Annotated in this window: 23 protein-coding genes and 1 tRNA gene; 10 read left to right on the forward strand and 14 right to left on the reverse strand. The window is 62.2% G+C overall.

All coding sequences use genetic code 11. The annotated features are described in order from the left end of the window. Window positions 1–24: 24 nt before the first annotated feature. The gene (locus IWY39_RS17360) at window positions 25–342 is read right to left on the reverse strand and encodes a GIY-YIG nuclease family protein (protein ID WP_107123762.1); all 318 of its coding nucleotides are present in this window, start codon (window positions 340–342) and stop codon (window positions 25–27) included. A 67-nt stretch (window positions 343–409) separates the two neighbouring features. Here IWY39_RS17360 and IWY39_RS17365 point away from each other — a divergent pair, with 67 nt between their 5' ends. From IWY39_RS17365 to IWY39_RS17380, 4 genes are all read left to right on the forward strand, one after another. Next, complete coding sequence (locus IWY39_RS17365; protein ID WP_107123761.1) at window positions 410–2,320, forward strand: acetyl/propionyl/methylcrotonyl-CoA carboxylase subunit alpha; 1,911 nt, start codon at window positions 410–412, stop codon at window positions 2,318–2,320. A gap of 239 nt (window positions 2,321–2,559) precedes the next feature. Continuing rightward, on the forward strand, window positions 2,560–3,012 hold the full coding sequence (locus IWY39_RS17370; protein ID WP_107123622.1) for a MaoC family dehydratase: 453 nt from the start codon (window positions 2,560–2,562) through the stop codon (window positions 3,010–3,012). A gap of 84 nt (window positions 3,013–3,096) precedes the next feature. Next, a tRNA-Ala gene (locus tag IWY39_RS17375) sits at window positions 3,097–3,172 on the forward strand. 137 nt (window positions 3,173–3,309) lie between these two features. Then, the gene (locus tag IWY39_RS17380) at window positions 3,310–4,296 is read left to right on the forward strand and encodes a threonine ammonia-lyase (RefSeq protein WP_107123621.1); all 987 of its coding nucleotides are present in this window, start codon (window positions 3,310–3,312) and stop codon (window positions 4,294–4,296) included. Between the two features lie 11 nt (window positions 4,297–4,307). On the opposite strand, the gene IWY39_RS17385 is transcribed toward IWY39_RS17380, so the two are convergent. The 5 genes from IWY39_RS17385 to IWY39_RS17405 form a co-directional block, all read right to left on the reverse strand. Next, window positions 4,308–5,624, reverse strand: coding sequence for a DUF3422 domain-containing protein (locus tag IWY39_RS17385; RefSeq protein ID WP_107123620.1), 1,317 nt, complete (start codon window positions 5,622–5,624; stop codon window positions 4,308–4,310). A gap of 91 nt (window positions 5,625–5,715) precedes the next feature. After that, the gene (locus IWY39_RS17390; protein ID WP_019053788.1) at window positions 5,716–6,474 is read right to left on the reverse strand and encodes a TIGR02186 family protein; all 759 of its coding nucleotides are present in this window, start codon (window positions 6,472–6,474) and stop codon (window positions 5,716–5,718) included. Then, the gene (locus IWY39_RS17395) at window positions 6,474–7,388 is read right to left on the reverse strand and encodes a sulfite exporter TauE/SafE family protein (RefSeq protein WP_017182574.1); all 915 of its coding nucleotides are present in this window, start codon (window positions 7,386–7,388) and stop codon (window positions 6,474–6,476) included. The genes IWY39_RS17390 and IWY39_RS17395 overlap by 1 nt, the downstream gene beginning before the upstream one ends. A gap of 57 nt (window positions 7,389–7,445) precedes the next feature. Beyond that, window positions 7,446–8,213 (reverse strand): hypothetical protein, encoded by a 768-nt coding sequence (locus tag IWY39_RS17400; RefSeq protein WP_229380572.1) that lies wholly within the window; start codon window positions 8,211–8,213, stop codon window positions 7,446–7,448. Between the two features lie 317 nt (window positions 8,214–8,530). After that, a complete protein-coding gene (locus IWY39_RS17405) occupies window positions 8,531–9,943 on the reverse strand; it encodes a glycosyl transferase family protein (protein WP_107123618.1) in 1,413 nt (470 codons plus the stop codon). A 98-nt stretch (window positions 9,944–10,041) separates the two neighbouring features. On the opposite strand from IWY39_RS17405, the gene nhaA reads away from it, so the two are divergent. Continuing rightward, on the forward strand, window positions 10,042–11,235 hold the full coding sequence (gene nhaA, locus IWY39_RS17410; RefSeq protein WP_107123617.1) for a Na+/H+ antiporter NhaA: 1,194 nt from the start codon (window positions 10,042–10,044) through the stop codon (window positions 11,233–11,235). A 121-nt stretch (window positions 11,236–11,356) separates the two neighbouring features. Continuing rightward, complete coding sequence (locus tag IWY39_RS17415; RefSeq protein ID WP_130754494.1) at window positions 11,357–11,536, forward strand: hypothetical protein; 180 nt, start codon at window positions 11,357–11,359, stop codon at window positions 11,534–11,536. A gap of 11 nt (window positions 11,537–11,547) precedes the next feature. Here IWY39_RS17415 and IWY39_RS17420 read toward each other — a convergent pair whose 3' ends face one another. Continuing rightward, window positions 11,548–11,946: a low affinity iron permease family protein gene (locus tag IWY39_RS17420; RefSeq protein ID WP_026002083.1), complete on the reverse strand. Its 399-nt coding sequence runs from the start codon at window positions 11,944–11,946 to the stop codon at window positions 11,548–11,550. Window positions 11,947–12,020: 74 nt separating this feature from the next. On the opposite strand from IWY39_RS17420, the gene IWY39_RS17425 reads away from it, so the two are divergent. The 4 genes from IWY39_RS17425 to IWY39_RS17440 all read left to right on the forward strand — a co-directional run bounded on the left by IWY39_RS17425 (window position 12,021) and on the right by IWY39_RS17440 (window position 15,462). After that, window positions 12,021–12,344, forward strand: coding sequence for a hypothetical protein (locus IWY39_RS17425; RefSeq protein WP_107123616.1), 324 nt, complete (start codon window positions 12,021–12,023; stop codon window positions 12,342–12,344). Between the two features lie 146 nt (window positions 12,345–12,490). Beyond that, window positions 12,491–13,690 carry an ADP-forming succinate--CoA ligase subunit beta gene (sucC, locus tag IWY39_RS17430; RefSeq protein ID WP_017181339.1) on the forward strand — a complete coding sequence of 400 codons (1,200 nt, stop codon included), beginning with the start codon at window positions 12,491–12,493 and terminating at the stop codon, window positions 13,688–13,690. Between the two features lie 96 nt (window positions 13,691–13,786). After that, window positions 13,787–14,536: an electron transfer flavoprotein subunit beta/FixA family protein gene (locus IWY39_RS17435; RefSeq protein ID WP_026002082.1), complete on the forward strand. Its 750-nt coding sequence runs from the start codon at window positions 13,787–13,789 to the stop codon at window positions 14,534–14,536. Next, a complete protein-coding gene (locus IWY39_RS17440; RefSeq protein WP_107123615.1) occupies window positions 14,533–15,462 on the forward strand; it encodes an electron transfer flavoprotein subunit alpha/FixB family protein in 930 nt (309 codons plus the stop codon). The genes IWY39_RS17435 and IWY39_RS17440 overlap by 4 nt, the downstream gene beginning before the upstream one ends. 59 nt (window positions 15,463–15,521) lie before the next feature. Here IWY39_RS17440 and IWY39_RS17445 read toward each other — a convergent pair whose 3' ends face one another. From IWY39_RS17445 to IWY39_RS17475, 7 genes are all read right to left on the reverse strand, one after another. Beyond that, entirely contained in the window at window positions 15,522–15,881 is a 360-nt protein-coding gene (locus IWY39_RS17445) for a glycine zipper 2TM domain-containing protein (protein ID WP_017181336.1), read from the reverse strand. Then, on the reverse strand, window positions 15,881–16,078 hold the full coding sequence (locus IWY39_RS17450) for a hypothetical protein (RefSeq protein ID WP_017181335.1): 198 nt from the start codon (window positions 16,076–16,078) through the stop codon (window positions 15,881–15,883). The genes IWY39_RS17445 and IWY39_RS17450 overlap by 1 nt, the downstream gene beginning before the upstream one ends. A 96-nt stretch (window positions 16,079–16,174) precedes the next feature. Further along, window positions 16,175–16,387 (reverse strand): hypothetical protein, encoded by a 213-nt coding sequence (locus tag IWY39_RS17455; RefSeq protein WP_107123614.1) that lies wholly within the window; start codon window positions 16,385–16,387, stop codon window positions 16,175–16,177. 77 nt (window positions 16,388–16,464) lie between these two features. Further along, window positions 16,465–16,680: a cold-shock protein gene (locus IWY39_RS17460; protein ID WP_006948571.1), complete on the reverse strand. Its 216-nt coding sequence runs from the start codon at window positions 16,678–16,680 to the stop codon at window positions 16,465–16,467. Window positions 16,681–17,741: 1,061 nt separating this feature from the next. Beyond that, window positions 17,742–18,551 carry a DNA adenine methylase gene (locus IWY39_RS17465; RefSeq protein WP_196871624.1) on the reverse strand — a complete coding sequence of 270 codons (810 nt, stop codon included), beginning with the start codon at window positions 18,549–18,551 and terminating at the stop codon, window positions 17,742–17,744. 146 nt (window positions 18,552–18,697) lie between these two features. Beyond that, complete coding sequence (locus tag IWY39_RS17470; protein WP_231377540.1) at window positions 18,698–19,786, reverse strand: phage portal protein; 1,089 nt, start codon at window positions 19,784–19,786, stop codon at window positions 18,698–18,700. Between the two features lie 14 nt (window positions 19,787–19,800). Further along, window positions 19,801–21,443, reverse strand: a 1,643-nt coding sequence (locus tag IWY39_RS17475) for a terminase large subunit domain-containing protein (RefSeq protein WP_196871625.1), incomplete at its 5' end; no start/stop codon positions are given.

Genomic DNA, 21,443 nt, shown 5'->3' on the forward strand with positions numbered 1-21,443 from the left:
CTCAGCCGTCATGCTGAACTTGTTTCAGCATCCATTGGGCAGCAAAGGCGGAAGCCCGATCGAAGACGCAAGGTCCGCCCAATGCGGATTGTCGCTCTCGATCAGGTTGATCTTCCATTGGCGATGCCAGCGCTTGAGCTGCTTTTCCCGCAGGATTGCACCCTCCATATCGCCGAACATCTCGAAGCGTACCAGATGATGGACATTGTACCGGCTCGTGAAGCCCGGACAACTGCCGGTACGGTGTTGATAAAGCCGACCGAGAAGGTCGGATGTCACACCGATGTAAAGCGTCCCATAGGGCGCTCTACTCAGAATATAGACGCACGGTTGCTTTTCCATCGCAGCACCGAGCCTGCCGCCAAATGGATGCTGAAACAAGTTCAGCATGACGGATTGGGAGATCCCTGTGCTTGAATCCCTCCTCATCGCCAATCGCGGCGAAATCGCCTGCCGCATCATCCGCACCGCGCGTGCGATGGGTATCCGCACGGTCGCCGTTTACTCCGACGCCGACGCGCAGGCGCTCCACGTCCGCTCCGCCGACGAAGCCGTCCATATCGGCCCGGCCCCGGTGCGCGAATCCTATCTGCTGGGTGACCGGATCATCGCCGCCGCGCTCCAGACCGGGGCGCAGGCGATCCACCCCGGCTACGGCTTCCTGTCCGAAAATGCCGAATTTGCGCAGGCTGTCATCGACGCGGGGCTGATCTGGGTCGGTCCCAACCCGTCCTCCATCACCGCCATGGGCCTCAAGGACGCGGCCAAGCAATTGATGCAGGACGCCGGCGTCCCCACCACGCCCGGCTATCTGGGCGCGGATCAGTCCCCCGCTCATCTGGCCGCGCAGGCCGACGCCATCGGCTACCCCGTCCTCATAAAGGCGGTCGCGGGCGGCGGTGGCAAGGGGATGCGCAAGGTCGACAGTCCCGCCGATTTCGCCGACGCGCTCGCCTCCTGCCAGCGCGAAGCGGCGTCCAGCTTTGGCAACGATCATGTCCTGCTCGAAAAATGGGTCACCAACCCCCGCCATATCGAGGTGCAGGTGTTCGGCGACACGCATGGCAATGTCGTCCACCTGTTCGAACGCGACTGCTCGCTCCAGCGCCGCCACCAGAAGGTGATCGAGGAAGCCCCGGCACCCGGCATGGACGCCGCCACCCGCGAAGCCATCTGCTCCGCCGCCGTCCGCGCCGCCAAGGCGGTCGACTATGTCGGCGCAGGCACGATCGAATTCATCGCCGACGGATCGGAAGGCCTGCGCGCCGACCGTATCTGGTTCATGGAAATGAACACCCGGCTTCAGGTCGAACATCCCGTGACCGAGGAAATCACCGGCGTCGATCTGGTCGAATGGCAACTCCGCGTAGCATCGGGCGAACCGCTGCCGAAGCGGCAGGAGGAACTGAGCATCAACGGCCACGCCATGGAAGCGCGGCTCTATGCTGAAAATCCGGCAACCGGTTTTTTGCCATCGACCGGGCAGCTTGATCATCTGACATTGCCGTCAAACGAGCGTATCGAAACGGGCGTGGAGGAGGGCGACGTCATCTCGCCCTTCTATGACCCGATGATCGCCAAAATTGTTAGCTGGGGTCAGAACAGAGCTGAAGCTCTCACCGACCTCCGAACGGCCTGCGGAGCGGTAGAATGCGAACCGGTCAGGACAAACGCCTGGTTCCTTCGGCGATTGCTGGCCGAGCCAATGTTCGAGGAGGGCACAGTAACCACCGCCTTCATTGGCGATCATATTGATACGCTCTGCGCGCCGCCTGTGCCTTCCAGCGCTTTGCTACAATATGCGGCCGATGATCTCGCCTTCAGCAGCGACCATATGCCCGATTCTTATGGAAGCCCAAAATATGAATTGACCAAGACATGCTTTGGCTTCCGTCTGAATGCCCCTGCGAATCCTTCGGTGCGTCTGCTGGTCGACGGGGTCGCTACCGAGGTTTTGGTAGGCGAAAAGGCATTGTGGCATGATTACGCGCGAACAATTGTCAGCGATGGTCGGGAAACCACCTATTTTGAAGCTGGGGCCAGCTTCGTCATCTCGGCTTGCCGCCATGAAGGCGCGGGCGGCAATTCAGCTTCCGACGGCGCGATCCTCTCGCCGATGCCGGGCCGCATCATTTCCGTGTCGGTCGCGGCGGGCGACGCGGTGGTCAAGGGCCAGAAACTGCTGACGCTGGAAGCCATGAAGATGGAACACAGCCTCATCGCCCCCTTCGACGGCACGGTGGCCGAACTCAACGCCAGCGAAGGCGGGCAGGTGAGCGAAGGCGTGCTGCTGGCAAAGATCGAGAAGGCGGAAGGGTAAGGCGCGCATCACGCCCTCCCGCCGTTCGTTTCGAGCGAAGTCGAGAAACCCATGCGCGCCGTTTCTCGACTTCGCTCGAAACGAACGGGCCGTATGTCCTATTGGGCAGAGAGACGGGCAGCCCGCTGTCCTACCGAACTTCCATCTGCTATAACCAACTGTAATCACTAAACTTTCGATTAAATCCCATCGATCATACGGGCGAAGATCGAAAAGTTAGACCCAAAAAGGGGGCAAAAATGGCCGGACGCTATTTCGACCAGTGGACCATCGGCGACAGAATCGCTCATGACATCCGCCGCACCGTGACGGAGACGGACAATCTCCTCTTCACGACGATGACCCATAATTCCCAGCCGCTCCACCTCGACGCGGAAGCCGCCAAAGCCTCGGAATTTGGCCAGATTCTCGTCAACGGCACCTTCACCTTCGCGCTGATGATCGGCCTGTCGGTGGGCGACACGACGCTCGGCACGCTGGTCGCGAACCTGGGCTATGACAAGCTCGTCATGCCAAGGCCGGTATTCATCGGCGACACCATGCGCTGCGAATCCGAAGTCACGGACCTGAAGGAAAGCCGGTCCCGCCCGGACGCGGGAATCGTCACTTTCACCCATCGCCTGATCAACCAGCGCGACGAAATCACCTGCCAATGCCTGCGCATGGCGCTGCTCAAAAAGGCGACGGCCTGAGCGATGATCGGGTGAGCCATGGCCAATATTTTGCGCAAAAGACCGTTGCCAGCCCGATTTCCCTCGCCTATAGCCGCGCACATCGGGGCCTTAGCTCAGCTGGGAGAGCGCGTCGTTCGCAATGACGAGGTCAGCGGTTCGATCCCGCTAGGCTCCACCAATATTCCCGAAAAGCCGGATTTCGCGCAGCAGCGAAGTCCGGCTTTTCCCGTTGGTCCCCGGCTCCAGTCTGGCGGCAATGGCCCTTCTCCGGTCGGCCCTGCCGCACTAGATCGGCAGCAATAGGGGTATCAGTCCATGTCCAACGCATCTTTCGCCATCACCGCCCACGACGTTACCGATGCCGCCCGCATCATCGCGCCCGCCGCCATCATCACGCCCTTGCTTGAAAATGCGGCACTCAACGCATTGGCTGGCCGCCGGGTTTTCCTGAAGTTCGAGGGCGCACAGCATACCGGATCGTTCAAATTTCGCGGGGCCTATAACCGGCTGGCCCGGCTGAATGCGGTAGAACGTGCCGCTGGCGTCGTTGCCTGGTCATCGGGCAATCATGCGCAGGGCGTGGCCGCAGCCGCCCGGCTGCTGGGCATCCCCGCGACCATCGTGATGCCCGTGGACGCGCCCGCGATCAAGCTGGCCAACACCCGCTCGCTGGGCGCAGACGTCGTGACCTATGACCGCCTTCGCGAGAGCCGCGAAGCGATAGCGACCCAATTGGCGAATGATCGGGGCGCGACGATCGTGCCCTCCTTCGATGATCCTCATATCATCGCAGGGCAGGGGACAGCCGGACTGGAAATATTGGCGCAGGCGGATGCGGCGGGCGCGTCGGTCGGCCAGATATTGGTGTGTTGCGGCGGTGGTGGGCTGACCGCCGGGATCGCGACCGGCGTGAAGGCGCAGTCGCCTGCCACCGCCATCTACAGCGTCGAGCCGAGCGATTTTGACGATACCGCCCGGTCGCTGATCAGTGGCATGCGCGAACAGGTCGCACCCGGTGCGCGCTCCATTTGCGACGCCTTGCTCTCGCCCAGCCCCGGCGCATTGACCCTGCCGATTATGCGCGCATTGGTGACCGCTGGGCTGACCGTCAGCGACGATCAGGTGCGCGATGCGATGCGCTTTGCCTTTTCGACGCTCAAGCTGGTGGTCGAACCGGGTGGCGCGGTGGCGCTGGCGGCGATGCTCGCGGGCCTCGCACCGCCATGCGATGGTGCGAGCGTTGTCGTCATGTCGGGCAGCAATGTCGATCCGGCCATGTTTGCGGAGATCATCGCCGGATGATCGAAGGACTGTCAGTGCGGTGCAGCCTCGCCACGCGCGGGCGGACGCTTCACCTTCCTGATCTGCCGGACGCCCAGCCATACTGTCACCAATGTGGCCGGCAACAGCGCGATGTCGATCCAGCCGGGCAGATGCGCGCCCTGGCGTTCCAGCGCTGCTTCAAGATGATGCCACAGGCCCAGCGCATAATAGCTGATCGCGACGACCGACAGTCCCTCGACCGTATGCTGCAAGCGCAGTTGCAGGCCGGTGCGCCGGTCCATCGACGCCAGCAAATCGCGATTGCGCCGCGCCAGCGCGGTGTCGACGCGCGTACGAAGCATGGCGCTGGTCCAGGCGGTGCGTTGCGACAGATCCTCCAGCCGCCGGGTGAAGGCGTCGCAGGTACGCATGGCCGGGAGCAGCCGCCGTTCGGTAAAATCGTCGAGCGATCGGAACCCGCGCACCGTCGCCATGTCGAGCCGCCGGATGCGGTCGAAGCAGAGTTCGGCATAGGCGTGCGTCGCGCTCATGCGATAACGGGTGTGGGCGACGATCTGCGCCAGTTCGGCACTGAGCGCGGACAGTTGCGCCAGCACGCTGTCGGCGTCCGCGTCCTTTTCCGCGACGCGCGCCGTGATATTGGTCAGCCGCTGCTCCAGCGCGGTGACGACCGGCGTCGCCCGCTGCGCTTCGGGCAGGCCCAGCAGCGCCATCTTGCGATAATTGCCCAGTTCCTGAAGCCGCTGAATCAACTGCGATGGCTCCGCACCGGCCAGCCCGTTGTCGCGGATCAACAGGCGACCAAAGCCATTGGCGTGCAGGCGAAAGTCGCTCCAGATGCGGGCGCGGCCCTGCGCCACGTCGGAAATGATGAGGTCATCGGTCGCAAAATGGCTGGCGATCATGGCGTCGGATGGGGGCGTCCTGACCAGCGCGATCTGGGTCGATCGGATGATCCGCCCCGGCAGGCCAGCGATCCACTGTGCCGTCGCGGCAAAGGGCGTCAGGTCGAAAGGGTCGCCATCGCCGTCCGCGATAAAGCTGTACGTCATGAATTCGGTGTGACGTTCGCAGGAAAATTCGAGCATGCCAAGGCGGCAGGTCAGGAAGCGGTCGCCAGTATCGGCGGTGACGCCATGGGCCGCGAGCAGCGCGGCCAGCGCCCCGCTGCTCTCACGCGCTTCGCCCTCATCCACCAGCAGGACGAATTGCAGCAGGCGGGCCGGGGCGGACAGCCGGGGCATGGTGCGCACATGCATTTCCTGCGACAGGGGCGCGCGCAGGGGATGATCGCGCAGTTGAAGCGTCGTGAAAGGATCGTCCCGGTGCTGCGCGTCGTCGGTCATGTTTTTGCTCCCCCTGATCGGCTTCTAGTCTGACAAAAGGCGCCCGCGCAATTGGATCATGCCAAAGGATGAGAGGCGATGGCCAGCGTCGTCAGACGCGCCGGGCGATGGCCCCCGCGGCCCAGCCCATGCCGACTGCCAGCGCAATGGCGGTCAGTCCGTAAAGGAAGGACCATTTCTCCGCCGCAACGGCCATGAACTGTTCAAAGCCGGATTTGCGCACGGTAATGTCACGGACGGCGGCGGCGACCACGCGCCCGTCCTGCACCAGAAAGGTCTCCGCAGTATAATCGCCCACGATCACGCGCGCCGATAGCGGCAGGCGCGCCCGGTACAGCACGCCGTCACTGATTTCGACCGTGCCGGGCCGTTCGACGAAGAGGCCGGATCGTTCGCGCAGATCGACCAGCCCTTCCTGGAACCGGCTGAGTTCCGCGCTGTCGTTGAGCGAAGATGGCGACAATTGCAGCTTGTCGACGCCCAGTTCATATATCGCGGCGGTACGTTCGTCGACGATGCGGTCGATCGGGCGGGACGATGCCATCGCGTAGAAACTGGGCGCTGACCGGAAGCTGGCGCGATCGGCATTGACCCAGATGCCGGCCACCTTCTGCTTTTCGCGCATGGTGATCGACTGTTCCGGCCCCTTGAGCACCACGACGATATCGGCGGGCTTTTCCGGGCGGTTGCCATCGGGATAGACGATCGCGCCGAACAGCAGCAGGTCAGCGCCGGTGAAACTATACTGGATCTCGATGTCGCGCTGCGACACATCTGGCACCAGTTGCGGCGCAGCGGCCGCGCCGAGCAACAGGACCGGCGCCAGCCGCCAAAGGTCACGCCTCCGCATCAGTTCAACTCAATCGTGAAGATTTCATCGGGCCGCCAGCCCAGTCCCAGCGCCATGCGCGCAGCGACCAGCAACACGATCAGCGCGAGCAACACGCGCAGATATTCGGGCCGGATCGTCATCGACAGCCGCGTGCCGACCTGCGCGCCCGTGACGCTGCCGATCAGCAGCAGCATCGCCAGCACCAGATCGACGGCCTTGGTCGTCATTGCGTGCATCATCGTCGTCGCCATGGTGACGAACAGGATCTGGAACAGCGATGTGCCCACCACGGACTGGGTGGTCATGCCCAGCAGATAGAGCATGGCCGGGACAAGGATGAAACCGCCGCCCACGCCCAGCAGCATCGTCAGGATGCCGGTCGCCATCCCCAGAAGCAGCGGGGCGAGTGGCGAGATATAGAGGCCGGAGCGATAGAAGCGCCAGCGCATCGGCAGCGCCGCGACGAGCGGGTGGTGCCGCCGTTTGCGCGCCTGCGGACGCCTGCCGGTCTTGAGCGCGATCAGCGCCTGAATCGATTCCTTGGCCATCAACAGGCCGATGCCGCCCAGCATCAGCACATAGAGGATGCCGATGACCGTATCGATCTGCCCAAGATATTGCAGCAGGCGAAAGATCAGCACGCCAAGCCCGGCGCCGACCACGCCGCCAGCGATCAGAACGCCGCCCATGCGAAAATCGACAGTGCCGCGAGATATATGGGTGAAAACACCCGATACGCTGGCCCCGGTCACCTGCGACGCGGCGGATGCGGCGGCGACGGTGGGGGGGATGCCGTAAAAAATGAGCAGCGGCGTCGTCAGAAAGCCGCCGCCGACGCCGAACATGCCCGACAGCAGACCCACGATCCCGCCCAGGCCAACAATGACCAGCGCGTTCACCGAAAGATTGGCGATGGGCAGGTAAAGATCCATGGCCCGACCGGGGTAGTGGCAAAATGTGTCGAGTGAAAGCGCGCGATGCGCCCAGCGTCAAAAATCCGCAGCCAGGGTGATCGCAAGGCCGGACGAGGGCGCGGCGCGACCGGCAATGCGTTCCCGCCATTCGACCGCGATGCGGGCGGGGATGTTGGGCAATGGCAATCGGATCTGCATTTCCGGGCCAATGTCGATCCGCTCGACGCCCGGCTGCGCTCCGCCGGACAGGGCCGCACCGATTCGCAGCTTTGTCGTGTCGATCGGGGCTAGCAGTGAGAGTTTGCCGTCGATGAAAGCGTCGCGCTGGTTCAGCCCGACCATGCCTGCCTGCGCATAGGCTTCCGCCTCCAGCCCGCCGCCGATCCGTGTGGGGCCAAAGCCGCCCACGGCCATGATCGCCATCGCGTTGCGCGCCCGCTTGTCCAGCGCGATCCGGCGTTCGACGGCCAGGCTGACTGGGACGGTACGCGCGGGCTGGATCGAAAGGCCGATCGCCGCTTCCGGGGCAGACGGGCGCTGGAGCGCACTGGTCGCGCGGGCATAGGCGACGGTGCGGATCGGGGCGGAAGGGGTCAGGTCATAATCGACGCGCAGGCCAGCCTGCGACGCGCCCAGCCGACCAAGGGCGGCATCGGTCGGTGACGTGCCATTGTCCCGCCACAGTATCCATGCGCTGCCATGCCAGCGATCCGGCCGCGTCGACGCCGAGCGCAACAGCGGCGCGGGGGAGGGAGTGCCGTAATTAGCATCCGAATCGCTCGCATAGTGGCGGTTGGCAAAGGCTATGGAAAAGGCGATGAAATTCAGCAGGTCGACCGGCATGGCGTCTTGGACGTGCGCTTGGGTCGGGATTGGACCGGCTGAGTGGAGACGGGCATTTGTCGTGATCGGGACGGCCGGGGACACAAGGGAGGCCAATTGGGCTGGCCACGGCCTGAGCGGCAAAGGAAAGCTCATTTCGGTGGCATTTCCCGACCTTGTGGGTTGCGACGCTGGCAGGCGCGTGGCTGCCGATGCCGCGAGTTTCTGGTGGGCTATCAATGGCAGGGGTGGTTCCGGCTGGTTCCACAGCCGGATTGCGATCCAGCCGACCATCAAGAACCCAAAGAAACGGAGTGGACGGCCACTGGCGGTTGCGATCATGGATCGGACTGCATGTCGGGAAAGCGATGCTGGGTCTTGTCCCAGGCAAGCGGACGGCCCAGCAAGGACCGCACATATTGGAAGATGGCGCGCCGCGCCGCGAGTATGGCGATGAGATTGGCGATGAAGGTGCGCGGTACTGCACCAAGGCCGTGACGCCAGCCATAGGCCTGTCCCACGAACAGCACGCGCATCAGACCGCGCCAACTCATCAGCCCGACATTGATCCACAGGAGGGCCACGATCATGGGTGTCAGCGGACGCGGCGGGATTGGCAGGACGAGGCTGATGAGCCAGAGCATCCCCCATAGAGCGATCGTCAGATAGGCGGCGAACAGGACAAAGGCGGACAGGGCCGCGCGCCGATCGCGCAGGCGCATCCACCATTCGAACGGGCCGCCGCGCCAACCCATCCGGTCCCATCCCGCCAGAGAAATGCCCACGATCCAGCGGGCTTTCTGTCTGACGGCGCTGTCGATCGTGTCCGGAAAATATTCGCGGGTCGCAACCAGTTCGCCGTCTGCGTCGCGCATCCGGACGAATATGCCGCGCCCGCCATTGTCGCGAATCCGCAAGCCGGCTTCATAATCCTCCGTCAGCGATGACGGATCGAACGGACCATGGCCTGGATCGCGGGCGAGCGCTGCGAGCGTGTCCCGCTCGAACGCGCAGGCGACCCCGGCGGACGGCACGGACGCGCCCAGCGCCTCGCGGATGGTCAGATATTTCCCATGGCTTTCTGCGAACTCGTCGCAATAGTGATTGGCGATGGCGCGGGAGAGCCAGTTGCCTTGGCCCGGCAGCGGCAGCACGGGCAATTGCACCAGTTGGAACCGGTCGATCATCACGTCGAACAGGCGAATCTCATCGGCATGGACGACATCCTCTGCATCGTGGAGCACTATCGCCTTGTAACGGAATCCTTCGCGCGTCTCTTCGTCCAGCATCGCCTGCCACAGAAGATTGAGGCAATCGGCCTTGGTCGTGGGACCGGGATGGGGGGTGATGCCCAGCAGGATGCGCGGATCGCCCTGCGCAACGGCGGCGATGGCGTCGATCGTCGCGGGGTCGTTGGGATAGGCGCCGACGAAAATGCGATAATCCGCATCGCCCCAGCGCCCCAACGCATGGCGCAGCATCGGTCCGATCACGTCCGCTTCGCGCCAGGCTGGAACGAAAATGGCGATCCGGCCGGGATTGGGCGATGGTGGCAGGGTTGCCGTCGTCATACGGTCATGGCGACCATATATGAACAGATCGCGCCATGCCTTGCGCGCCAGAAACAGCAGGTCGATCAGAAAATCGTCCACACCGCCGATGGCCAGTCCAACGGCGGCAAATAACAGGATTTCATGATGAAGGAGCGCAAGGCCAGCGACCAAAATGTCCCCCAAAGCCTTGACCCCCATGCCTCGACAGGGGAGAGGATGGCATTGGTGTCAGCCGCTTCCAAGTCTTTTGCGCAAATTGCGCAAAAGGGAGGCAAAAAAACAGGAAGATCGAAAGAATGACAAAGCCACGCCCATCAGTATTACGCGAATTCCTTGCCAGTCAGGCGGGCAGCGCTGTGTTGCTGATGATCGCGGCGACGCTGGCCATGGTTCTGGCCAATCTGCCGGGTGGCGGTCATCTCTATCACGACCTGATCCATGCGCAGCTTGGACCGGAACTGACCCCGAAGCTGGGGCCGATGACCGTTCATCTGTGGATCAACGATGGGCTGATGGCGATTTTCTTCCTGCTCGTCGGACTGGAGATCAAGCGGGAGTTTCTGGATGGCGGGCTGTCGACGTGGGAGCGGCGGCGGCTGCCGATCATCGCCGCCGTTGCGGGCATGGTCGTGCCAGCGCTCGTCTACCTCTTGGTAACAGGTGGACAGCCGGAACTGGCCAATGGCTGGGCGATCCCCGCCGCGACCGACATTGCCTTTGCGATCGGCGTGCTGGCGCTGCTGGGTAATCGCGCGCCCGCCTCCCTCAAGCTGTTCCTGACGGCGGTGGCGATCGTTGATGATATGGGCGCGGTGGCGATCATCGCCCTGATCTATACGCAGGGTCTCGATATGGCCGCGCTTGCCGGGGCGGCGGCGGTGCTGGTCGTGATGTTCGGGTTGAACCGGGCAGGGGTGAAGTCGCTGATCCCCTATCTCATCGGTTTCGTGCTGTTGTGGTATTTGATGCTGCTGTCGGGCGTTCATGCGACGGTCGCTGGCGTCCTGGCGGCCATGACGGTTCCGATCCGCTGCACGCCGGGCGCGCCCGACGCGGAGGACAGCCCGCTGCACAAGCTGGAACATGCCGTCCATCCCTGGAGCGCCTATCTGATCGTACCGCTGTTCGGCTTTGCCAATGCCGGGCTGGCGTTGAACGCCCAGGTGTTCAGCGCACTGCTGGACCCCTTGCCGATGGGCGTGGCGCTGGGCCTGTTTCTGGGCAAGCAGCTCGGCATATTTGGCAGCGTCTGGGCCGCGGCGCGACTGGGCATAGCGGAACGGCCGAACGGTGCGAACTGGGCGCAGATCTATGGCATGGCGATGCTGTGCGGGATTGGCTTTACCATGAGCCTGTTTATCGGCGCGCTTGCCTTCCCCGGATCGGCGCTGCTGGTCGAGGAGGCCAAGGGCGGCATCTTGATGGGGTCGATCGCCTCGGCTCTTGGTGGCTATGCCCTGTTGCGTTGGGCTGCGCCATCGCTGCGCTAGGTCGGTTCGCCAAGCCGATGTTCCTGTGCTATACCCATACTCGCTGCATGGCTGCGCGCGTCGCGCCATGCCGCCAATAATCGACCAATTCTTCTAGTCGCGATACCGGAGGAGGGCGAATATGAGTATGGAGACGGACATCAATTATCTGCTGCACCGTCAGCAGATGTCGCTGATCAAGGCGCAGGCCAGCCCTTCACGCGAAGGGCGCACCGCCTATGAAGATATGGCGCAGCGCTACATCGAACAGGTCGATGCCTATCGGCAGGAAAATGAAAGGCTGATCGTCCGCGCCCATTGATGGTGCGGACGTCAGCGACGCTCAAGCAATCGCTCGATCGCGAGATGATGGGTCGCGTCGTCGCCACATTCCTTTTCCAGCACGGCCTTGATCCGCTGCAATTCGGCTTCGGTCAGATGTTCGATGCCGATAAAATCGTTGCGCGCATTGTCCACGGCGCGGATCAATTCGTCCAGCTTTGCCTGGATTGCTGATCCGTCCCGATTTTGCGCATTCTGGATCAGGAACACCATCAGGAATGTGACGATGGTGGTGCCGGTATTGATGACCAGTTGCCAAGTGTCGGAATAATTGAAGATCGGACCCGTGGCGACCCAGACCAGCACGACGGCGCTTGCCAGAATGAAGGCCAATGGTTGTCCGGCCCAGCTGGCGACCCGGTGCGACAGGGCGGCGAAAAATCTGTCCATCATGCTCTATTCCTTGGCACGCCGCGCGGCGTGCATTTATGCTGCGTTCAGGCGCTAGTTGCCATGAAGCGCGCATGACAGCCATCGCTTTTCGCGCGCTTGCCTGCGCTCTCACCGCATCCTTGCTGGCGTCCTGTGCTACTGTTTCGCCCGAATCACGTCTGCGCGGCGGACTGGTGGAAGCCGGATTGTCGCCCCGGATGGCGGGCTGCATGGCCGAACGCATGGTCGACCGGCTCAGCCTGACGCAGTTGCGCCGGCTTCAGTCGCTCGCATCGCTCCGCAAGTCTCACATGGGCGAAATGAGCGTGGATCGGTTCCTCTATAAGGTGCGCGCGCTGGAGGATCCGGAGATTTTTCTGGTCACCAGCAAGGCAGCGATCAACTGCGCTCTCTAGGCGTTATTTTGCAATAATCCGCGCTGACGCTTCGCAAAGGTTTTGCAATTTTGCAAAGTCGTTTTGCGAAATCACTCTGGCCCTGCAATCCTGTCTGTGCTTTAGCCGTCGCCATCACGGTTCGATGGAAAAGGACGGCACGCTCCATGAATATTCATGAATATCAGGCGAAGGAACTGCTCGCGAAATATGGCGCGCCGATCGCCGCCGGTTATGCCGCTTTCTCGGTCGAGGAAGCTGTCGAGGCCGCCAAGAAGCTGCCCGGACCGCTTTATGTCGTAAAGTCGCAGATCCATGCCGGTGGCCGCGGCAAGGGCAAGTTCAAGGAACTGCCCGCCGAAGCCAAGGGCGGCGTTCGCCTCGCCTTCAATCTGGATGAGGTCAAGGCGCACTCGGCCGACATGCTGGGCAATACGCTGGTGACGATCCAGACCGGCGACGCGGGCAAGCAGGTCAACCGCCTCTACATCACCGACGGCGCCGACATCGACAAGGAATTCTACCTTGCCCTGCTGGTCGATCGCGCCAGCAGCCGGATCGCGTTCGTCGTATCGACCGAAGGCGGCATGGATATTGAGGAAGTCGCCCATTCGACCCCTGAAAAGATCCACAGCTTCTCCGTCGATCCGGCGACCGGCTTCATGCCGCATCATGGCCGTTCGGTGGCTGCCGCGCTGGGCCTGACCGGTGATCTGGCCAAGCAGGCGTCCAAGGTCGCAGGCTCGCTCTATGCCGCCTTCCTGGACACCGATGCCGAACAGATCGAAGTCAATCCGCTGGCGCTGACCAAGCAGGGTAACCTGCTGGTGCTCGATGCCAAGGTCGGTTTCGATGGCAACGCCATGTTCCGTCACAAGGACATCGCCGAACTGCGCGACCTGACCGAGGAAGATGCGGCCGAAGTCGAAGCATCCGAATATGACCTCGCCTATATCAAGCTGGACGGCAATATCGGCTGCATGGTCAACGGCGCTGGCCTGGCGATGGCGACGATGGACATCATCAAGCTGAACGGCGAATTTCCCGCCAACTTCCTGGACGTCGGCGGCGGCGCTTCGAAGGAAAAGGTGACCGCAGCGTTCAAGATCATTCTGAAGGACCCGGCGGTCAAGGGTATCCTGGTCAACATTTTCGGCGGCATCATGAAGTGCGACATCATCGCCGATGGTATCGTGGCCGCAGCCAAGGAAGTTGACCTGTCGGTCCCGCTGGTGGTTCGCCTGGAAGGTACCAATGTGCAGCAGGGCAAGGACATTCTCGCGGCTTCGGGCCTGGCCATCGTCCCGGCGGACGATCTGGGCGACGCAGCACGCAAGATCGTCGCAGAAGTGAGGAAGGCAGCCTGAGGCCGCTTTTCACCTGAACTGACACCATTTGGGTGCGGGTAGTCCGGTTTCGGGCTGCCCGCGCCCGTGTTGGCATTTATAATGGAGGATGTTGAAATGAAGATCCTTGTCCCCGTGAAGCGGGTGATCGACTATAACGTAAAACCGCGCGTCAAGGCGGACGGGACGGGTGTTGATCTGGCGAACGTCAAGATGAGCATGAATCCGTTTGACGAGATCGCGGTCGAAGAAGCCATCCGTCTGAAGGAAAAGGGCGTGGCGACGGAGGTGATCGCGGTATCGATCGGCGTTGCCAAGGCGCAGGAAACGCTGCGCACGTCTCTGGCCATGGGCGCCGACCGGGCGATCCTGATCCAGACCGATGACGAGGTCGAGCCGCTGGGCGTGGCCAAGCTGCTCGCCAAGGTGCAGGAAGAGGAAGGCGCTGGCCTGATCATTCTGGGCAAGCAGGCGATCGACGATGACAGCAACCAGACCGGCCAGATGCTGGCGGCGCTGCTGAACCTGCCGCAGGGCACTTTTGCATCGAAGGTAGAGGTTGAAGGCGACAGCGTGTCGGTGACCCGCGAAGTCGATGGCGGGCTGGAGACGGTCAAGCTGTCCACCCCCGCGATCGTCACCACCGACCTGCGTCTGAACGAGCCGCGCTATGCCTCGCTGCCCAACATCATGAAGGCGAAGAGCAAGCCCCTCGCCCAGAAAACACCGGCCGATTATGGCGTCGACATCGGCGCACGGCTGGAAACGCTCAAGGTCGTCGAACCGCCCAAGCGCACCGCGGGCGTCAAGGTCGCCGATGTCGATGAACTGGTTGCCAAGCTCAAGGCTATGGGAGTTGCCGCATGAAAACGCTCGTTTGGGTCGAACATGACGGCGGTGCCGTCAAGGATGCCACGCTTTCCGCCGTCACGGCAGCGGCAAAGCTGGGCGAAGTGCATTTGCTGGTCGCTGGCGAAGGCGTCAGCGCGGTTGCTGATGAGGCTGCGAAGATTGCGGGCGTTGGCAAGGTTCATGTCGCTGATGACGCGGCCTTTGGCCATGCACTCCCCGAAAATGTCGCACCGCTGATCGTGGAACTGATGGGGCATCATGATGCCTTCGTTGCGCCCGCCACCAGCAACGGCAAGAATATCGCGCCGCGCGTCGCCGCTCTGCTCGACGTCATGCAGATCAGCGACATATTGTCGGTCGAGAGCGAAGACACGTTCACCCGGCCGATCTATGCGGGCAACGCGATCGCGACGGTCAAGTCGAAGGACGCCAAGAAGGTGATAACCGTGCGTGGCACGGCGTTCGACAAGGCGTCGCGGGATGGCGGATCGGGAACGGTGGAAGCCGTGAGCTCGACTGGCGACAAGGGCATGTCGTCCTTCGTGGGTGCGGAAATCGCCAAGCTGGAGCGTCCTGAACTGACCAGCGCCAAGATCATCGTGTCGGGTGGCCGCGCGCTCAAGGATGGGCCGACGTTCGAGGAAGTTATCTTCCCGCTGGCGGACAAGCTGGGCGCGGCTGTCGGCGCGTCGCGCGCGGCGGTCGATGCAGGCTATGTGCCCAACGACTATCAGGTCGGGCAGACCGGCAAGATCGTCGCCCCGGAAGTCTATGTCGCGGTCGGCATTTCCGGCGCGATCCAGCATCTGGCCGGCATGAAGGACAGCAAGACCATCATCGCGATCAACAAGGATGAAGATGCGCCGATCTTCCAGGTGGCTGACATCGGCCTGGTTGGTGATCTCTTCAAGGTGGTGCCGGAACTGACCGGCAAGCTGTAATCAGGCAAACGCCAATGAAAAAAAGGGCGCGGGTGGAAAATCCCGCGCCCTTTTTGATGTTATTCGCAGCTTACGTCGTTCCGATCGATGGCCCGTCCGGCAAGGGCGCCTGCGCCGCCGCCAAGGATCGTGCCGAGCGTCTTGGAACCGCCCGGAGCAATGACATTGCCCAACACGCCGCCGGCAATCGCACCGACTATCGTGCCGGTCGTGCCGTCGTCGCGCTTGCAGTAGTAGCGGCCATCGCGATCACGGTAGATCTGTTCGTCATCGCGGATCGGACGGCGCTGGTAACGGGGCGGGCCGCGGCGATCACCGGGGCGATCATAACCATAGCCGCGGTTTCCGCCACCATCCGATACGCAAGCGCCCAGCGGCAGCATCGCGACCATGGCTATGGCCAGGAGAGGTTTGCGCATCACGAGACCAGCGGACTGGTGTTGTGGTTCACCTGCGTCACCGGCTTGCTGTCGGCGACGCGCTGGTCGGACAGGTCGGCCTTGGCCTGATTGTAGCGGGCGACGAGATCGTCGCGGAACTGGTCAAGCTTGCCGTCGTCATACAGCTTCTTGCCGACATAGCCGGCGATAGCGCCGAAAATCAGGGTGCGGATCATGGAGTGGCTCCTTTGTTGGTGTCCAAGATGTCGGCCGATCAACGGGCGGCGACGCCATGGGTTCCGGCGGGGCGGACAACAAAGAGAGCGGGAAAGTTACTCGGCCTCGTCGGACAGCCGTTCGGCGCGGGCGTCGGCAGCGGCGGCTTCCCGACGGGCGCGGGCCGTGTCGGTCAGATCCTGACGTTTGGCCATGGCCAGCCAGGCGGCTTCGGCGCGAAGGCAGCGGTCACGGACATTGGCAAGCGTCGCGGCGTCAGCATCGGAGCGGGCTTGCGCGGCGAGGCTATGATAGTCGGTAACGGCCATTTGGCTCTCCTTGATGTCAAAGGATGAATGGGCCGGGCGCGAAGGAAGACCCCCGCGCCCGATCCGGGCCGTCTGAATTATTCAGCGTGGGCGATGTTCACCGCAGCCATCTTGCCGCGCTTGTCCTGCTCCAGGTCATAGGACACGCGGTCCTTTTCACGCAGGGTAGCCAGGCCAGCGCGCTCGACGGCGCTGATGTGAACGAATGCGTCTGCGCCGCCATTGTCGGGGGCGATGAAGCCATAGCCCTTGTCGGCGTTGAAGAATTTGACGACGCCAGTGATGCTGCTCATGTGGTATTCCTTCTTTCTGTGCGGCGAACCCCGTGTGGACGCGCCGGGTTGCTAAGGGGCAGGGAAAGAAGGAAGTAGGTGCCGCAAAGCGCCGAAGACCGTCGATTTGCGACTGTAGCATCGCCCATGTAGGGCAGGCGACGGCAAATAGCAAATCACGCAACGATCCGCGGCCTCCCGCGCAACCCGATTCACCCGATCGGTCATCCGGCTTGACCAGCGCGTCCTCCCGGCAATCGCGACAATCCAGCGGCGATCGACACAGCGACGCTGCAACTGGGCGCTCACGAAGGATAAATGTCTGGAAAATGGTAGCGGAGGAACGCTACCGCTTGGATCATCCGATCCGCCGCTTTCACGTTTGACGGCTTAGATTAGGCCGCCAGCTTAGCGGCCGAGCGACAACGGCATTCTCATCCCGTTCGCAAGGATCTGCAAGCATCCCCTCCCGCACCATGGCGATTAGGCTTCAACCTGAGGCTAGCGGAAAAATGCGCGGCAATGCGTCAGCATGCTATAAGTGCTGGGTATACGTCGCAAACACCTAACATTCCTAACATGGACGTCTTTTCAGATACTTAGCACATAACAAAAACATAACATTTATATAATGAGATTATGTCTATCTAATGTAATATCCACCGACAAAATTATGTAGCAAATACAAAGGGATAAGGATTGGTGACCAATAATATTAGGTCATATTATGTCGCAGACCTAATCCCTTAAATGGCGGTTTTCTGCGGGTTCGAGGGCAGTTTTCTGGCCACATTAGGAATGTTAGGTCGCTGCGACGGCCAGACCCGGCCATCAAGGCGCGGGCAGAACGCTTGTGATGCAAGGAAATCGATGATGAAGCCGAAAGCGAGGCGTGGGGGTGAGCGCGGCGCGCGGGGTCGGACGGCAGGCATCCGGCAGGCTGCTAGTCGCCCAGGGCGGCACAGGGGCGTGATCAGTCGATGTGGGTGGGTGGGGACGCGTCAACGCCCCGAGGCGGCCTGTGGCGGCCCCACAGGGCGGCAATCGGGCAGGAGCAACCTCGCTCCCGCCCCCGCCGCCTGTCAGTTTGTAATGATGACCTCGCGGGCAGCCGTCGCCCCGCGCGCACCGACCGTATAGCTCAGCTCTTCGGTGCGGAAATCAAACCCGGCGAAGATCCGCCGCACCTCGACATGGGCATTGAGCGACAGGATGAACCGCCCACGAATCGAGCGCAGCTGCTCCGCCATGGTCTCGAACTGCCCGCGATCGAACAGCGCGCGGCCATAGTCGCCTTCTGACCCGTAATAGGGCGGATCAAAATAGAAGAGTGTGCCTGGCCGATCGTAGCGGGCAATGAAGTCCGCCCATGGGAGTCGCTCGATGATCACCCCTGCCATGCGTTCGTGCACCGCTTCGATCATCGCGCCCAGCTGCGTCACGTCGAAGCGCCATGGCCGTTCGGTCGCGACGCCAAAGTGACGCCCCGCTACCTTCCCGCCGAAGGCAAGCCGCTGGATGTAGAGAAACCGCGCCGATCTTTGCATGTCGGTCAACGATGCAGGCTCCAGCGCCAGAAGCTTTTCGAAGTTGGCCCGGCTCGTGATCTGGAACCGCATCATGTCCAGAAACGCCACATAGTGATGCTGTATGACCCGGAAGAAGGTCGCAACATCCTCCGACCAGTCGTTGATCACCTCGCTTTTCGGCCGTCGATCGCGGCGCAGGAACACGCCGCCCATGCCGACAAAAGCTTCGGCATAGGTCTGATGATCGATATCGTTGATCAGGCGGATGAGCCGGGCGGCAAGCTGGCGCTTGCCTCCGATATAGGGGGCCAGTGGCTTCGCCGGTTGCACCGGATCGAGGCCAGTTTGAAGAGTCGACTCCATGTCATTGTTTCCATACGAGTCCGCGCGCCGAGTCGGCAGGCGGGGTGGTCCCGTGGCGGGACCGAACGGGATCATGACGAGCTAGTATCGTCGGGCTTGGGGCGTTACCGCGCCCCGGCCCCCCGCCTTTTACGGCGGGGGAATCTCTAGCGCGTGCCTGCGGGCAGCTTCTGGAAGCTGTCCCCGACCTGACGGATTATGGCCCCGTCGGCGCACACATAATCGGCAAAGGCCAGTATCTTCACCCCGAACCATGCATTCATGCGCAGCATCCGGCGGGCGATCGGCACGATCTCCATTTCATAATAGGCATCGCGTGTTTCGCTGATCTTGCCGAAGCCGCCATTATTCTGCGGGATCACGCCGATCATCTGGGGCGGTGTCCTGTGGCCAGCCAGTAAATCGTCGCGGCTGATATTCTTCACATTGGTGAATTCATCCTTCGCCGTCACGTCGGCGATCGGCATGATCTGGATGCCGTCCTTCTTGCCCTTGGGGATATGCACGAACAGGTTTTTGAAGTTGCCGACGCCTTTGGCCTGGCGCAGCTTTTCCTTGATCGCTTCGGCGGTTTTTACATCTGCCAGCGGCTCGCTCAGATAGAGCAGGAACCCGGCATGCGCGCCATTGAGATAATAGCGGCGGCGAAAGATGGTCGCGTTCTCGCTCAACAGGCCCGATTGCAGAGCCGCCAGCCATTCCGGCATCCCATAGATTTCCTGCGCCACATCGGGCTGCTGCAGGTGGAAAATCCGCCCAGCCTCATATTCATGCATCCCGCCCACCGGCCCGTTGACGAACCAGAATACGCCTGGCTTCACCCCAACCCGCGTATGCACAGCCGGGCTGTGCGCCGCCTGCGCCACGCGCCCCGCCATATTGGGCACCCACTCCAGATAGCCATTGCCCATCTGAACGAAATCCAGCGCAAAGCGCTCGAACGTGTCGCTGTCCAGCCACCGGCTAGTCACCTGTTGCGACACCAGAAGATTGACCTTCAGCGCGACGGCGCTGCGATGATAGGGCGACATGTTGAAAGTCTGGGCCAGCCTGCCCATTGGCAAGGGCGGCTCATACCAGCGGCCATTGTGCCAGACCTCGAAATATTGGGCGAGCTCCCGGCGATCGAGGACGCCCTCTGCATCGCCGAAACTGAACATGTCGCCGCCCGTCTTCAGGCGCACTTCATCCGCTTCGACCTGCTCGATCACGTCGGTGGATGGAACTTTGGTCATCAATCTGGCTCCTGTCAGTCGAAGAAGGTCACCGAACCGCCATCGCCTTCGCTGGCGCTACCGGCGTCGAGTGGTTCGTTGGAAAGGGCGTGCAGCAACGCCCAGGCAAGGTCGGCATGGCCGATCTCGCCGTTGCGCTTTGCGGTATAGGTGACGCCGCGCTGGCTGCCGGTCAGCGTCGGGCGGATCGCCATCAACGCCTGCATCAGGTCCGTCCAGCCCGCGTCGAACTCGATCCGCTGGGCGCGGAAGATGCTTTGTGCCTTGATGACCAGCGCTGTCTTGCTTGCCACCGAATATTCGATCTTGCGCGCGGTCGGAAACCAGTTGGTCACCAGCTCGAACACAGCCTGACCGCTGCCCGACGTGTCGATCGCGATGTCGGTGACTTCGTAGCGCGCGGCGACATCCTTGATGAAATCGGCCTGCCCCTGAAAGTCCCGGTCATTGAGCCTGAATTTTTCGAGCACGCGGAATTTGCCCCGGCCCACATCATCGGGCGGCGCAACCACGACCAGCGCGGCATCGTCACGACCCTGTTTGTTGGGATCGTAGCCAATCCAGACGGGATTTTCGCCAAAGGGCCGCGCGCCGGGAATGTCGACCAGCGCGGGCTTGAAGTCGCGCCATTTAAGAAAACTGTCGACGCGCGCGGGCGCAATGCGGGCATAGGGAAAGCTGCTCTCGCTATCGTCGACATCTTCGCATTCGAAGAGGTTGCGGAATGCATCCTCTCCGTAGTCGCGGCGCAGCTCGTCGACATCGACGAGCTTGCCCAAGCCGCCGGCGGCCGCGTCGTGGATGGTCAATATCTGTTGCCACGATCCATCGGGCATCCGCGCACCCTTGCGCAGATTCTTCAGGCTGATGTCGAACGGCTGCTGCTGGCCCTTTGGACGGCCCCTGTTCCATTCCTCGCCTGACCAGAAAGCATAGCTTTCATGGGCTTTGGTCGATGGCGTGGAAAAATAGGTCCTCTTGTAAATCTTGTGTGTCGCCATCGCGCTGGCGACTTTGCTCAGCTGCGCGAAACCATGGACCCACGCATATTCGTCAAAGTAGAAATCACCGCTCTCGCCCTGTGCGGTCGCGCTATTGGTGGATAGAAAGTAAAAACCGACCGGATCGAGCGACGGGCCGCTGGCCTCGCCCTCGTCATCGACCGGATACTGCCCGACGAAATCGAGCATGATGATCTTGCCGGTCAGCTCCACCCCGGTAACGCGCCGCACCCACCCGACAATCTCGCGCCGGAACTTGAGCGCCTGGCGCTCCGAGGCCGACAGGAATATCTGGTTGCGCGGGCGCTCATCCTCTTCAAGTGCACCCGCGCCAATGCCCTGCAGCACGGCCTCGGCCACCTTGGCCAGCGCCTCGCGCGCGAAATACCATGTCGCGCCGACCTGACGGCTTTTGCGCAGCTTGCGGGTGCGCTCGTGCCGATGTTCCCACCAATGTTCCTGATAGTCGAAATTTCTGGCGTGAAAGTCGTCCAGCAGCGCCTGCCACTGCTCCAGCGTCAGGAAATTCTTGCGCTTGTCGGCCCGCTTGGCCTTGGCCTTGTCGTCGTTCCGCGCGCCGATCTTTTCGTTCAGGTCTCCCTCTTTGCCGCTCTCGCTATATTTGCGGACCCGCGCCGCCCGCTCCAGCTGGCGCA

The organism is Sphingobium sp. JAI105, assembly GCF_015752145.1.
Lineage (GTDB): Bacteria > Pseudomonadota > Alphaproteobacteria > Sphingomonadales > Sphingomonadaceae > Sphingobium > Sphingobium xenophagum.